Origin of the sequence: Pseudomonas donghuensis (assembly GCF_000259195.1) — a bacterium.
GTDB classification, from domain to species: Bacteria; Pseudomonadota; Gammaproteobacteria; order Pseudomonadales; family Pseudomonadaceae; genus Aquipseudomonas; species Aquipseudomonas donghuensis.
On sequence record NZ_AJJP01000170.1, the window covers coordinates 1 to 12,857 of the forward strand.

The following is a 12,857-nucleotide window of genomic DNA, read 5'->3' on the forward strand; positions in this document are numbered from 1 at the left end:
AACAGCCTGATCAAGACAGTTGCTCCCACCATGGACCGGTGTACACCAGCCTGTGGGAGCTGGCCTTGCCAACGATGGGTTTCGCCCCCACTGACCTGTGGAGCACCTGAGCATGACCCTTGCAGTCCAGTTCACCAATGTCTCGCGCGCCTTCGGCGAGGTCAGGGCCGTTGACCAGGTGTCGATCGACATTCACGACGGCGAGTTCTTCTCGATGCTCGGCCCCTCGGGTTCGGGCAAGACCACCTGCCTGCGCCTGATCGCCGGTTTCGAGCAACCCAGTACCGGTTCGATCCGCATCCATGGCGCAGAGGCTGCGGGCTTGCCGCCCTACCAGCGCGACGTCAACACGGTGTTCCAGGATTACGCGCTGTTCCCGCACATGAACGTGCGCGACAACGTCGCCTATGGCCTGAAGGTCAAGGGCGTGGCCAAGGCCGAGCGCCACACCCGCGCCGAAGAAGCCCTGGCCATGGTCGCCCTGGGCGGTTACGGCCTGCGCAAGCCGGTGCAGCTTTCCGGCGGCCAGCGCCAGCGCGTGGCCCTGGCCCGGGCACTGGTCAACCGCCCGCGGGTGCTGCTGCTCGACGAGCCCTTGGGCGCGCTGGACCTGAAGTTGCGCGAGCAAATGCAGGGCGAGCTGAAAAAGCTGCAACGCCAACTGGGCATTACCTTCATCTTCGTCACCCATGACCAGACCGAGGCGCTGTCGATGTCGGACCGGGTCGCGGTGTTCAACCGCGGCCGCATCGAGCAGGTCGACACCCCGCGCAACCTGTACATGAAGCCGGCGACCACCTTCGTTGCCGAGTTCGTCGGCACCTCCAATGTGCTGCGCGGCACACTGGCACAGCAGCTCAATGGCAGCGAGCTGCCCTTCTCGATCCGCCCGGAACACATCCGCCTTGGCGACCAACCGGCCGCCAGCAACGAAATCCAGGTCAGCGGCCTGCTCCACGATATCCAGTATCAGGGCAGCGCCACCCGCTACGAGCTGCAACTGGACAACGGCCAACTGCTCTGCATCAGCCAGGCCAACAACCAATGGCAGGAACACGCCGCGCCCTGGCAGCCCGGCCAACGCCTGCAGGCACGCTGGGCCCGCGAGGCGATGACCGCGCTGCTGGAAACCGTGCCCGGCGAGGGCCGCTGAGATGAGCCAGGCCCCGGCAACAGCCGCGCCGACAGCCATGCGGCGCTTCTCCAACCTGCTCTACCGGCGGCCCAACCTGTACCTGGCGCTGCTGCTGGTGCCGCCACTGACCTGGTTCGGCGCGATATACCTTGGCTCGCTGCTGAGCCTGCTGTGGCAGGGCTTCTACACCTTCGACGACTTCACCATGGCGGTCAGCCCGGAGCTGACCCTGGCCAACTTCAGCGCGCTGTTCAACCCGTCGAACTTCGACATCATCCTGCGCACCCTGGGCATGGCCATCGCCGTATCGATCGCCAGCGCCACCCTGGCCTTCCCCATCGCCTACTACATGGCCCGATACACCAGCGGCAAGACCAAGGCGTTCTTCTACATCGCGGTAATGATGCCGATGTGGGCCAGCTATATCGTCAAGGCCTACGCCTGGACCTTGCTGCTGGCCAAAGGCGGCGTGGCCCAGTGGTTCGTCCAGCAACTGAACCTGGGGCCAGTGCTGCTGTTCATCCTCGGTATTCCCGGGGTTGGCGGCAGCACCCTGTCGACCTCGCACCTGGGGCGCTTTCTGGTGTTCGTCTACATCTGGCTGCCGTTCATGATCCTGCCGATCCAGGCCTCGCTGGAGCGATTGCCGCCCTCGCTGCTGCACGCCTCGGCGGACTTGGGCGCCAGGCCGCGGCAGACCTTCATGCAGGTGATCCTGCCGCTGTCGGTGCCGGGCATTGCCGCCGGCTCGATCTTTACCTTCTCGCTGACCCTGGGCGACTTCATCGTCCCGCAACTGGTCGGCCCGCCCGGCTACTTCATCGGCAGCATGGTCTACGCCCAGCAGGGCGCCATCGGCAACATGCCCATGGCCGCCGCCTTTACCCTGGTGCCGATCGTGCTGATCGCCATCTACCTGTCCATCGTCAAACGCCTGGGGGCCTTCGATGCACTCTGAGCGCGCCTCGATCGGCCTGCGCCTGGCGGCCTGGGGCGGGCTGGTGTTCCTGCACTTCCCGATCCTGATCATCTTCCTCTATGCCTTCAACACCGAAGACGCCGCCTTCAGCTTTCCACCCCAGGGCTTTACCCTCAAATGGTTCAGCGTGGCGTTTTCGCGCCCGGACGTGCTGGAGTCGATCAAGCTGTCGCTGCAGGTCGCCTGCCTGGCCACGCTGATCGCCCTGGTGCTCGGCACCCTGGCCTCGACGGCGCTGTACCGGCGCAGTTTTTTCGGCAAGGAAAGCATCTCGCTGATGCTGATCCTGCCCATCGCCCTGCCTGGGATCATCACCGGGATCGCCCTGCTCTCGGCGTTCAAGACCCTCGGTATCGAGCCCGGGATTTTCACCATCGTCGTCGGCCACGCCACCTTCTGCGTAGTGATCGTCTACAACAACGTCATCGCCCGCCTGCGACGTACTTCACAGAGCCTGATCGAGGCGTCGATGGACCTCGGTGCCGACGGCTGGCAGACCTTTCGCTACATCATCCTGCCCAACCTCGGCTCGGCATTACTGGCCGGCGGCATGCTGGCGTTTGCCTTGTCGTTCGATGAAATCATCGTCACCACCTTCACCGCCGGCCACGAACGCACCCTGCCGATCTGGCTGCTCAACCAGTTGAGCCGGCCGCGCGATGTGCCGGTGACCAACGTGGTGGCCATGCTGGTGATGCTGGTGACCATGCTGCCGATCCTCGGCGCCTATTACCTGACCCGCGGCGGCGAAAGCGTCGCCGGTAACGGCAAATAACTCCTGGAGGACTAGACCATGCAAACCCGACTGTTGATCAACGGCCAACTGGTTGAAGGCGAAGGCGCAAGCTGTGCGGTACTCAACCCGGCGCTGGGCAGCGTGCTGGTGGAAGTCAACGAAGCCAGCGAGGCCCAGATCGATACCGCCGTGCGCGCTGCCGACCACGCCTTCCAGAGCTGGTCGCAGACCACACCCAAGGAGCGTTCGCTGCTGCTGCTCAAACTCGCCCAGACCATCGAGGCCCACGGTGAAGAGCTGGCCCGGCTGGAATCGGACAACTGCGGCAAGCCCTACGCCGCCGCACTCCACGACGAGATCCCGGCCATCGCCGATGTGTTTCGCTTTTTTGCCGGCGCCACCCGCTGCCTCGGCGGCTCGGCCGCGGGTGAATACCTGCCGGGGCACACCTCGATGACCCGCCGCGACCCGCTGGGCGTGGTCGCCTCGATTGCGCCATGGAACTACCCGCTGATGATGGTGGCCTGGAAGATCGCCCCGGCCCTGGCCGCCGGCAACACCGTGGTGCTCAAACCGTCGGAGCAGACGCCACTGACGGCGTTGCGCCTGGCCCAACTGGCCAGCGACATATTCCCGGCCGGCGTACTGAATATCCTCTTCGGCCGTGGCCCAAGTGTCGGCACGCCGCTGGTGAACCACCCGAAAGTGCGCATGGTGTCGTTGACCGGTTCAATCCCCACCGGGGCCAACATCATCGCCAGCACCGCCGACAGCGTGAAACGCATGCACATGGAGCTGGGTGGCAAGGCACCGGTGATCATTTTCGATGATGCCGATATCGACGCCGCGGTCGACGGCATCCGCACCTTCGGTTTCTACAACGCCGGCCAGGACTGTACCGCCGCCTGCCGGATCTATGCCCAGAGCGGCATCTACGAGCCATTCGTTGAAAAGCTCGGCAAGGCCGTGGCCAGTATCAAGCATGGCCTGCAGAACGACCCGAACACCGAACTCGGCCCACTGATCAGCGCCCAGCACCGCGACCGGGTGGCGGCCATGGTCGAACGGGCGATTGCCCAGCCACATATCCGCCTGGTGACCGGTGGCAAGGCAGTGGCCGGTGACGGCTTCTTCTTTGAACCGACGGTGCTGGCCGATGCCCAGCAGGATGACGAGATCGTGCGTCGCGAAGTGTTCGGGCCTGTGGTCTCAGTGACCCGTTTCGACAACGAAGCTCAGGCCCTGGCCTGGGCCAACGATTCCGACTACGGCCTGGCGTCGTCGCTGTGGACCGCTGACGTCGGCCGCGCCCACCGCATCTCGGCGCGCCTGCAGTACGGCTGTACCTGGGTCAACACGCACTTTATGCTGGTCAGCGAAATGCCCCACGGCGGTCAGAAACTGTCCGGCTATGGAAAGGATATGTCCATGTACGGGCTGGAGGACTACACCTGCATCCGGCATGTGATGTTCAAACATTAAGGTAAGGACACCCATGGAAATCACCCGACGCGACTTCATCAACGGAGTCGCCATCGGCGTTGCAGCGGGCTTGACCCCGTTGCAACTGCTTCAGGCGGCCCCCAGCGGGCGCTACTACCCACCGGCGTTGACCGGCTTGCGCGGCAGCCATGTCGGCGCCTTCGAAGTCGCCCACCAGATGGGCTGGGAAAAACAGACCTTCGCCACCGACGCCTTGCCGATCAGCGAGGCGTACGACCTGGTGGTGGTCGGCGGCGGCATCAGCGGCCTGTCGGCAGCCTTCTTCTACCGCGAGAAGCACCCCGCAGCGAAGATCCTGATTCTCGAGAACCACGATGACTTCGGCGGCCATGCCAAGCGCAACGAGTTCAGCGCCGGCGGGCGGATGATCCTCGGTTATGGCGGCAGCGAAGCCTTCCAGTCGCCCAACCACCTGTACAGCAAAGAGGTCAACGGCCTGCTGGCAAAACTCGGGGTGGACATCAAGCGTTTCGAGAGCGCCTTTGACCGCAGCTTCTACCCGGACCTGGGCCTGTCGCGCGCGGTGTTCTTCGACCGCGAGACCTTCGGCGAAGACAAGCTGGTCAGCGGCGACCCAATGCCAATGGTCGCCGATGACATTGCCCCCGCGCAGCTAAACGCCCGCTCGATCGGCGATTTCATCAACGATTTCCCCCTGCCCGAAAGCGACCGCAAGGCCCTGATCGACCTGCACGAAGCGCCCCGGGATTACCTGGCCGGCAAATCGCTGGAGGACAAGAACGCCTACCTTGAGCGCACCAGCTACCGCGATTTCCTCCTCAAGGACGTCGGCCTGTCGGCCAAGGCAGTCAAGTACTTCCAGGGCCGCACCAACGACTTCATGGCCCTGAGCATTGATGCAGTGGCCGCCGCCGACGCCTACAACACCGGCTTCCCGGGCTTTGGCGCAATGAACCTGGAACCCATCAGCGAAGAAGCCAAGGCGGAGATGGAAGAGCCGTACATTTACCACTTCCCCGACGGCAACGCCTCGCTGGCGCGCCTGCTGGTGCGCAGCCTGGTGCCGACGGTGGCGCCGGGCAAGGACATGGAAGACATCGTCCTGGCCAACTTCGACTACAGCCAGCTCGACCGCGCCGGGCAACCGGTACGCCTGCGCCTGAACAGCACGGCGGTCAGCGTGCGCAACGTCGACGGCGGCGTAAATATCGGCTTCAGCCGTGGCGGGCAACTGGCCCAGGTGCGTGGCAAGCACTGCATCCTGGCCTGCTACAACATGATGATCCCCTACCTGCTGCGCGACCTGTCGGCCGACCAGGCCCATGCCCTGAGCCAGAACGTCAAATTCCCGCTGGTGTACACCAAGGTCATCGTGCGCAACTGGCAGGCCTTCAAGAAGCTTGGCGTGCACGAGATCTATGCCGCGACCCAGCCCTACAGCCGGATCAAGCTCGACTACCCGGTAAGCCTGGGTGGCTACGAGCACCCGCGCGACCCGGCGCAGCCTATCGGCTTGCACATGGTCTACGTGCCGACCAGCCCCGACAGCGGCATGAACAGCCGCGACCAGGCCCGCGCCGGGCGTGGGCGCCTGTACGGTACCTCATTCGAGGTGCTGGAGAGCCAGTTGCGCGAACAGTTGCAACGCATGCTGGGCCCGGGCGGCTTTGACCACAACCAGGACATCCTGGCGATCACCGTCAACCGCTGGCCCCACGGCTACGCCTGCTTTACCAACACCCTCTACGACGATCCCGAGCAGATCGAGCAATGGCAGGAACTGGCGCGCAAGCCCGTGGGCAAGGTCAGCATCGCCAATTCGGATGCGGCCTGGAGTGCTTATGCCCATGCAGCGATCGATGAGGCCTGGCGGGCGGTGGGGGAATTGGGCTGAATCCAGGAAACCTCCTTCATCCTCTAAGGCCTCGCCCTACGGACATCCCATTGCTGCAGAGTTAGCGGTATCATAATCTGATACCATGAATAATCATCAGCGCAGTACGCTGAAGTCGATCTTCAGCAAACCGTTACCCAACAATCTGGAATGGGCTCGCATCGAATCCTTGCTGGTCGGTGCGGGGGCCCGGGTAATCGAAGGTCGAGGTTCACGCGTGCGCTTCGAACTCAATGGAGTGATCGCGACCTTCCATCGCCCCCATCCGGATAAAGATGCCAAGCCTTATCAGATCCGCGATGCGCGGTTGTTTCTGGAACAGGCAGGAGTGACCCCATGAATGTCATGAATTACAAAGGCTATGCCGCCCGTATCGAATACAGCGATGAAGACCAATTGCTGATTGGCCATGTCGCGGGTATACGCGATGTAATCGGCTTTCACGCGCAATCGGTCGCGCAACTGCGTAGCGCCTTCGAAGAAGCCGTGGATGACTACCTCGATACCTGCGCTCGCGTAGGTCGTGAACCACAGAAAGCTTACTCGGGGAAATTGAGCCTGCGCCTGGAGCCGACGCTGCATGCCAGCGTCGCACAAAAGGCGGAGTTGGCTGATAAAAGCATCAACCAGTGGGTCAGTGATGTGTTGAGCCAGGCGGCGCATGCCTGAGGGGCGATCGCGGGGCACGTCGACCGGCCCCGCGATGGGTTGCTTCAATCGCGCAAATCAGACTCGTGAATCGGCTGCTCGCGACTGGTCGCGCGTTGATACTGCGCCGGCCACACCGCTTTGTTGCCCCCCAGGTCATCGTCGGCGTGCAGTGGCCAGTACGGGTCGCGCAGCAGCTCGCGGGCGAGGAAGATGATATCGGCCTGCGCCGTTCGCAAGATGGTTTCAGCCTGCATCGGGTCGGTAATCAAGCCCACCGTCCCGGTGGCAATCCCCGATTCTTCCCGGACTTTTGCCGCAAACTGTGTCTGATAGCCAGGCCCGGTGGGAATCTCGGCCTTCGCCGAGGTACCGCCGGAGGACACATCGATCAGGTCCACGCCCAACTGTCTCAAGCGCTTGGCCAGCTCGACAGTCTCATCGGGATTCCAGCCATCCTCGACCCAATCGGTGGCCGACAGGCGCACGAACACCGGCAGTTCAGCCGGCCAGACGTCACGCACCGCTTCGCTCACTTGCAGGGTCAGGCGAATGCGGTTTTCGAAACAGCTGCCGTACTGGTCACGGCGCTGGTTGCTCAATGGCGAGAGAAACTGGTGCAACAGGTAACCGTGGGCGGCATGCACTTCGACGACTTTGAAGCCCGCCACCAGGGCCCGCCGGGCGGCATCGACAAACGCCTGGATGATCTCGCCGATCTGCGCTTCGGTCAGTTCGGTCGGTGCCGTGTGCTCCGGGTCGAAGGCAATCTTCGAGGGCCCCACCGGTACCCAGCCGCCATCGCTCACCTTGACGCTGCCATGCTTGCCCAGCCAGGGCCGATGGGTGCTGGCCTTGCGCCCGGCATGGGCCAACTGGATGCCTGGCACCGCGCCCTGGGCGGTGATGAAGCGGGTGATGCGTTGCAGCGGCGGGATCTGCGCATCGTCCCATAAGCCCAGGTCCTGCGCGGTAATGCGCCCATCGGCAGTCACGGCGGTGGCTTCAGTGAAAATCAGGCCGGCGCCGCCCACCGCGCGGCTGCCCAGGTGCACCAGGTGCCAGTCGTTGGCCAGGCCGTCGACACTGGAATACTGGCACATGGGTGACACGGCAATACGGTTGGGCAGGATCAAGTGGCGCAAGGTGTACGGCTCAAGCAGCAGGCTCATGGGGCACCTCTCAAATCAAGTGGTAAGGCTCCAGATAGTTGACAGGCCGACTACTGAATCTTCCCCGCAGGTTCTTCGACCGATCATTCGAAGCCTAGACCACTTTGCCCCGTGAGTTCAGCGCGGCTCGATATGGGCGATCATCAGTTGCACGCTTTCCTGGCCGCGGAACTCGTTGACGTCGAGCTTGTAGGCCAGTTCGACCCAGCGCACGGTCGGATTGGGCCAGACTTCGCGGTCAATGCCAAAGGCGATGCCATCGAGCTTGAGCGAGCCGCATTCGCTCTTGAGCACCACCTTCAGGTGCCGCTCACCCACCACCCGCTGCTCGACCAACTGGAACACGCCATGGAACAGCGGCTCGGGGAAGTGCTGCCCCCAGGGCCCGGCATGGCGCAGGGCGCGGGCCAGTTCCAGGTGAAACTCCTCGACCGCCAGGGTGCCGTCGGACAGCAGGCGCCCGGTCAGGTCCTCTTCACGCAGTTGACGCCGGGTTTCTTCGTCGAACGCCTGGGCAAAGGCCGGGAAGTTCTCGGCCGGCAGCGACAGGCCGGCAGCCATGGCGTGGCCACCAAACTTGCTGATCAGTTGCGGGTGACGGGCGGCCACGGCATCCAGCGCATCACGAATATGAAAGCCCGGCACCGAACGCGCCGAGCCCTTGAGCATGCCCTCGCCAGCATCGGCAAAGGCAATGGTCGGGCGGTGATAACGCTCTTTGAGGCGCGAAGCGAGGATGCCGATCACGCCCTGGTGCCAATCCGGCTCGAACAGGCACAGGCCGAACGGCATCGATTCCAGCGGCAAGTCCTTGAGCTGGGCCAGGGCTTCGCGCTGCATGCCCTGCTCGATGGACTTGCGGTCCTGGTTCAGTTCGTCGAGCTGGCCGGCCATTTCCCGTGCCAGGTTGGCATCGTCACTGAGCAGGCACTCGATACCCAGGCTCATGTCGTCCAGGCGACCGGCGGCATTGAGCCGTGGGCCGAGGATAAAACCAAGGTCGGTGGAGGTGATGCGCGCGTGATCGCGCCGGGCTACTTCGAGGATTGCCTTGAGCCCCGGCCGTGCCCGCCCGGCGCGGATCCGCTCGAGGCCCTGATGGACCAGGATGCGATTGTTGGCATCCAGCGGCACCACGTCGGCCACGCTGCCCAGGGCCACCAGATCGAGCAACTCGCCGATGTTCGGTTGCGCTGCATTGTCGTAGTGGCCCAGGCTGCGCAACCGCGCGCGCAAGGCCATCAGTACATAAAAGATCACCCCGACCCCGGCCAGCGCCTTGCTGGGAAACTCGCAGCCCGGCTGGTTGGGGTTGACGATGGCATCGGCCGCCGGCAGTTCATGGCCTGGCAGGTGGTGATCGGTCACCAGCACTTTCAAGCCCGCCGCCTTGGCGGCTGCCACGCCTTCGACGCTGGAGATGCCATTGTCGACGGTGATCAGCAGTTGCGGCTGGCGCTGCAGGGCCACCTCGACGATCTCCGGGGTCAGGCCGTAGCCGTACTCGAAGCGGTTGGGCACCAGGTAGTCGACATGGGCGGCACCGAGCAGGCGCAAGCCGAGCACGCCGACGGTGCTGGCCGTGGCGCCGTCAGCGTCGAAGTCGCCGACGATGAGGATGCGCTGACGTTCGGCCAGTGCGGTCACCAGCAGGTCGACCGCCGCCTCGATGCCCTTGAGTTGCTGGTAAGGCAGCAAGCGCGCCAGGCTTTTATCCAGCTCGGCTGCCGATTGCACGCCGCGGGCGGCATACAGGCGGGTCAGCAACGGCGGCAGGTCGCCAAGGAACGGCAGCGTGGACGGCAACGGGCGGGGATCGATACGCATGGGGCGATTGAGGCTTCTCGTGAATCAGGAAAATGTGATGGCGGTGCAATCGCGGCTTCAGCCGCGCTCGCCCATCAGCCATTGAAGCTGGACTTCATGCTGGCCGCGATCGTCGGTAACGAACACCGTGCCTTCGCTGATCATCACATCCCACTTGATCGCGCGCGGCATATCCTTGGCCAGGGTTTCCAGGACTTCCTGGGGCACGGCGGCGATGTTCAGGTTTTTCAGGTTCTTGACCGCCGGCACCACCTTGGTTTCCCACACGCGCAGGCTGCCATAGGCCAGCAGGCTGGTGCGTTCGGTACGGCGCGAACACCAGGTCAGGCGATCGGCATCCGGTTGGCCAACTTCGATCCAGTGCAGGATGCGGTCGTCCAGACTCTTTTCCCACACAGCAGCTTCGTCTACATCCGACAGACCGCGGCCAAAAGCCAGTTGTTCGTTGTACCACAGGGCGTAGGCCAGCAAACGCACGGCCATGCGCTCTTCGGTTTCCGAGGGGTGACGGGCGATGGTCTGCTTGACGCTTTCGTACACGCCGCGGTCAAGGTCGGTGAGGTTCAGTTCAAACTTGTAGGTGGTGGACGGCTGGGCCATGGACGGGCTTCTTGCGGCAAGGAAAGTCGCCCAGTCTAACCGATCCGCATGTTCGTTGCGCCGCGGCAGTATCTGAGCGGCCCCAGCTATGATAAAAACGGGGGCCCTGACCCGCTGCCACGGACGCCTCATGCCTACGCCCAGCAAACCTCTCGCCGGCCTCAAAGTCATCGAACTCGGTACCCTGATCGCCGGCCCGTTCGCCTCGCGCATCTGCGCAGAATTCGGCGCCGACGTGATCAAGGTCGAGTCGCCCGATGGCGGTGACCCGCTGCGCAAATGGCGCAAGCTGTACGAAGGCACGTCGCTGTGGTGGTTCGTGCAGGCCCGCAACAAGCAGTCGCTGACCCTCAATCTCAAGCATGCCGAAGGGCTGGAGATTCTCAAGAAGCTACTGGCCGAAGCCGACATCCTGATCGAGAACTTCCGCCCCGGGGTGCTGGAAAAGCTCGGCCTGGGCTGGGACGTGCTGCACGCCCTCAACCCGAAACTGGTGATGGTGCGCCTGTCCGGCTTCGGCCAGACCGGGCCGATGAAGGACCAACCGGGTTTCGGCGCGGTTGGCGAGTCGATGGGCGGGCTGCGCTATATCACCGGCTTCGAGGACCGCCCGCCGGTACGTACCGGGATCTCCATCGGCGACTCGATTGCTGCGTTGTGGGGTGTCATCGGCGCATTGATGGCCCTGCGTCATCGCGAGGTCAACGGCGGCCAGGGCCAGGTGGTGGATGTGGCCCTGTACGAGGCGATCTTCGCCATGATGGAGAGCATGGTGCCAGAGTTCGACGTGTTCGGTTTTATTCGCGAGCGTACCGGCAACATCATGCCCGGCATCACCCCCTCCTCGATTCACACCAGTGCCGACGGCAAGCATGTGCAGATCGGCGCCAATGGCGATGCGATCTTCAAGCGCTTCATGCAGGCCATCGGCCGCAACGACCTGGCCGACGATCCGGCCCTGGCCAGCAACGACGGCCGCGACGTGCGCCGCGATGAACTGTACGGGGTGATCGACCGCTGGGCCCGGACCCTGCCGCTGGACGACCTGATGCAGGTGCTCAATGACGCGCAAGTGCCAGCCAGCCGCATCTACAGCGCCGAGGACATGTTCAGCGACCCGCAGTTTCTCGCCCGCGAGATGTTCCTCCAGGCCAAACTGCCGGACGGCAAGCCGTTCAAAATGCCGGGGATCGTCCCCAAGCTCTCGCATACTCCGGGCTCCAGTGAGTGGGTCGGCCCGCAGCTGGGAGCACACACCGATCAATTGCTTGGCGGGCTGGGTTACGACGCCGCCGCTATTGCCCGGCTACGCAGCCAAGGGGCGGTCTGAACAAGGCCTTGCCTGAATCCCGTGGCAATGGTGGAGAGCCGAACATGACCTTTCACTGGCAAACCAGCCTGCGTCGTGGCTGGCCGTTGTTGCTGGGTTTGCTGCTGAGCCTGGGCATGCCGACTTCGGCCTGGGCCAAGGAGCGCTTGTTCTGGCTATTGCGTGACCTACCGCCGCTGACCATTTTCGAAGGCACCGGCAAAGGCCAGGGGGCGATCGACCAGTTGCTGGCGCTGCTGATCGACCAGATGCCCGAATACGATCACAGCATTGTCCGGGTCAACCGCGCCCGGGGCATCCAGATGCTTCAGGAGCCCACCTTCACCTGCGACCCCACCTTGCTGTGGACGCCCGAGCGAGCGCGTTACGTGCACTTCTCGATTCCCAGCCTGGGCGTGCTGAGCAGTGGCCTGGTGGTTCGGCGCAAAGACCAGCACCTGCTCGAACCCTATCTGCAGGGCAATCAGGTCGACCTGCCGGCGTTGCTGGGCAACACTGCACTCAAGCTCGGTGTGGTAGCCCAGCGCAGCTATAGCACTGCGGTTGATGAACTGCTCAAGACTCTGCCTGACACTACCCTCAGCCGCCACTACGGTAACGATGCAGTCACCAGCCTGTTGCAGATGCAGCAGCATGACCGCCTGCAACTGGTGCTTGGCTACTGGCCAGAGGTGCGCTACTTGCTGCAACAACAAGGCTGGCCGACCGATGACTACACCTTCTTCCCGATCCAGGGCGTCGAGCAATACCAGTTGTTGCGGGTAGGCTGCTCCGACACGCCGCTAGGCCGCGAAGCCATCAGCCATATCAACAAACTGCTGCTGCCGTTGCGCAACGATACCTTGCCCGACCTCTACGCCCAGTGGCTGGCCCCGCAAATGCGCGAGCAGTACGTGCATGATAGCCTGCGTCTGTTTGGCGAGCACGACTGACCCGGGCCGAGACAAATCCCGGGCAAAAAGAAACCCCGAACGGTGGGGAGGCCGCCCGGGGCTAAACAGAAGCCCATCGGGGCTTCGCACGACAGCATCACGACATCGGAGCAAAATCCCGATCAGCTGTCCTTGTAAGA

Annotated in this window: 12 protein-coding genes; 9 read left to right on the plus strand and 3 right to left on the minus strand. The window is 63.6% G+C overall.

Annotated elements, in window-relative coordinates; all coding sequences use genetic code 11:
* The first annotated feature begins 112 nt into the window (after window positions 1–112).
* The 7 genes from UW3_RS0100685 to UW3_RS0100715 all read left to right on the plus strand — a co-directional run bounded on the left by UW3_RS0100685 (window position 113) and on the right by UW3_RS0100715 (window position 6,877).
* Entirely contained in the window at window positions 113–1,153 is a 1,041-nt protein-coding gene (locus UW3_RS0100685) for an ABC transporter ATP-binding protein (RefSeq protein ID WP_010220211.1), read from the plus strand.
* A 1-nt stretch (window position 1,154) separates the two neighbouring features.
* A complete protein-coding gene (locus UW3_RS0100690) occupies window positions 1,155–2,093 on the plus strand; it encodes an ABC transporter permease (RefSeq protein WP_010220212.1) in 939 nt (312 codons plus the stop codon).
* Window positions 2,083–2,889, plus strand: coding sequence for an ABC transporter permease (locus UW3_RS0100695; protein ID WP_010220213.1), 807 nt, complete (start codon window positions 2,083–2,085; stop codon window positions 2,887–2,889). Before UW3_RS0100690 ends, UW3_RS0100695 begins: the two co-directional genes overlap by 11 nt.
* A gap of 18 nt (window positions 2,890–2,907) precedes the next feature.
* The gene (locus tag UW3_RS0100700) at window positions 2,908–4,332 is read left to right on the plus strand and encodes a gamma-aminobutyraldehyde dehydrogenase (RefSeq protein ID WP_010220214.1); all 1,425 of its coding nucleotides are present in this window, start codon (window positions 2,908–2,910) and stop codon (window positions 4,330–4,332) included.
* A gap of 13 nt (window positions 4,333–4,345) precedes the next feature.
* On the plus strand, window positions 4,346–6,208 hold the full coding sequence (locus tag UW3_RS0100705; RefSeq protein WP_010220215.1) for an NAD(P)-binding protein: 1,863 nt from the start codon (window positions 4,346–4,348) through the stop codon (window positions 6,206–6,208).
* 85 nt (window positions 6,209–6,293) lie between these two features.
* Window positions 6,294–6,548 carry a type II toxin-antitoxin system HicA family toxin gene (locus UW3_RS0100710; protein WP_010220218.1) on the plus strand — a complete coding sequence of 85 codons (255 nt, stop codon included), beginning with the start codon at window positions 6,294–6,296 and terminating at the stop codon, window positions 6,546–6,548.
* On the plus strand, window positions 6,545–6,877 hold the full coding sequence (locus UW3_RS0100715) for a type II toxin-antitoxin system HicB family antitoxin (RefSeq protein WP_010220219.1): 333 nt from the start codon (window positions 6,545–6,547) through the stop codon (window positions 6,875–6,877). Before UW3_RS0100710 ends, UW3_RS0100715 begins: the two co-directional genes overlap by 4 nt.
* A gap of 44 nt (window positions 6,878–6,921) precedes the next feature.
* Here the strand turns inward: UW3_RS0100715 and UW3_RS0100720 are convergent, their stop codons facing one another.
* The 3 genes from UW3_RS0100720 to UW3_RS0100730 form a co-directional block, all read right to left on the minus strand.
* Window positions 6,922–8,028 (minus strand): NADH:flavin oxidoreductase/NADH oxidase, encoded by a 1,107-nt coding sequence (locus UW3_RS0100720; protein WP_010220220.1) that lies wholly within the window; start codon window positions 8,026–8,028, stop codon window positions 6,922–6,924.
* 117 nt (window positions 8,029–8,145) lie between these two features.
* Window positions 8,146–9,855: a single-stranded-DNA-specific exonuclease RecJ gene (gene recJ / locus UW3_RS0100725; protein WP_010220221.1), complete on the minus strand. Its 1,710-nt coding sequence runs from the start codon at window positions 9,853–9,855 to the stop codon at window positions 8,146–8,148.
* A 57-nt stretch (window positions 9,856–9,912) separates the two neighbouring features.
* Window positions 9,913–10,455, minus strand: coding sequence for a YaeQ family protein (locus UW3_RS0100730; RefSeq protein WP_010220222.1), 543 nt, complete (start codon window positions 10,453–10,455; stop codon window positions 9,913–9,915).
* 130 nt (window positions 10,456–10,585) lie between these two features.
* Here UW3_RS0100730 and UW3_RS0100735 point away from each other — a divergent pair, with 130 nt between their 5' ends.
* Together UW3_RS0100735 and UW3_RS0100740 are read left to right on the plus strand one after the other, a co-directional pair.
* A complete protein-coding gene (locus UW3_RS0100735; RefSeq protein ID WP_010220223.1) occupies window positions 10,586–11,785 on the plus strand; it encodes a CaiB/BaiF CoA transferase family protein in 1,200 nt (399 codons plus the stop codon).
* 44 nt (window positions 11,786–11,829) lie between these two features.
* Entirely contained in the window at window positions 11,830–12,717 is an 888-nt protein-coding gene (locus tag UW3_RS0100740; protein ID WP_010220224.1) for a TIGR02285 family protein, read from the plus strand.
* Window positions 12,718–12,857 lie beyond the last annotated feature (140 nt).

Bases quoted from the DNA above. Each gene is read 5' to 3' on its own strand.
- UW3_RS0100695 (WP_010220213.1), top strand. From the start codon at position 2,083: ATGCACTCTGAGCGCGCCTCGATCGGCCTGCGCCTGGCGGCCTGGGGC.
- UW3_RS0100710 (WP_010220218.1), top strand. From the start codon at position 6,294: ATGAATAATCATCAGCGCAGTACGCTGAAGTCGATCTTCAGCAAACCG.
- UW3_RS0100705 (WP_010220215.1), top strand. From the start codon at position 4,346: ATGGAAATCACCCGACGCGACTTCATCAACGGAGTCGCCATCGGCGTT.
- UW3_RS0100690 (WP_010220212.1), top strand. From the start codon at position 1,155: ATGAGCCAGGCCCCGGCAACAGCCGCGCCGACAGCCATGCGGCGCTTC.
- UW3_RS0100700 (WP_010220214.1), top strand. From the start codon at position 2,908: ATGCAAACCCGACTGTTGATCAACGGCCAACTGGTTGAAGGCGAAGGC.
- UW3_RS0100740 (WP_010220224.1), top strand. From the start codon at position 11,830: ATGACCTTTCACTGGCAAACCAGCCTGCGTCGTGGCTGGCCGTTGTTG.
- UW3_RS0100715 (WP_010220219.1), top strand. From the start codon at position 6,545: ATGAATGTCATGAATTACAAAGGCTATGCCGCCCGTATCGAATACAGC.
- UW3_RS0100735 (WP_010220223.1), top strand. From the start codon at position 10,586: ATGCCTACGCCCAGCAAACCTCTCGCCGGCCTCAAAGTCATCGAACTC.
- UW3_RS0100685 (WP_010220211.1), top strand. From the start codon at position 113: ATGACCCTTGCAGTCCAGTTCACCAATGTCTCGCGCGCCTTCGGCGAG.
- UW3_RS0100730 (WP_010220222.1), bottom strand. From the start codon at position 10,455: ATGGCCCAGCCGTCCACCACCTACAAGTTTGAACTGAACCTCACCGAC.
- UW3_RS0100720 (WP_010220220.1), bottom strand. From the start codon at position 8,028: ATGAGCCTGCTGCTTGAGCCGTACACCTTGCGCCACTTGATCCTGCCC.
- recJ (WP_010220221.1), bottom strand. From the start codon at position 9,855: ATGCGTATCGATCCCCGCCCGTTGCCGTCCACGCTGCCGTTCCTTGGC.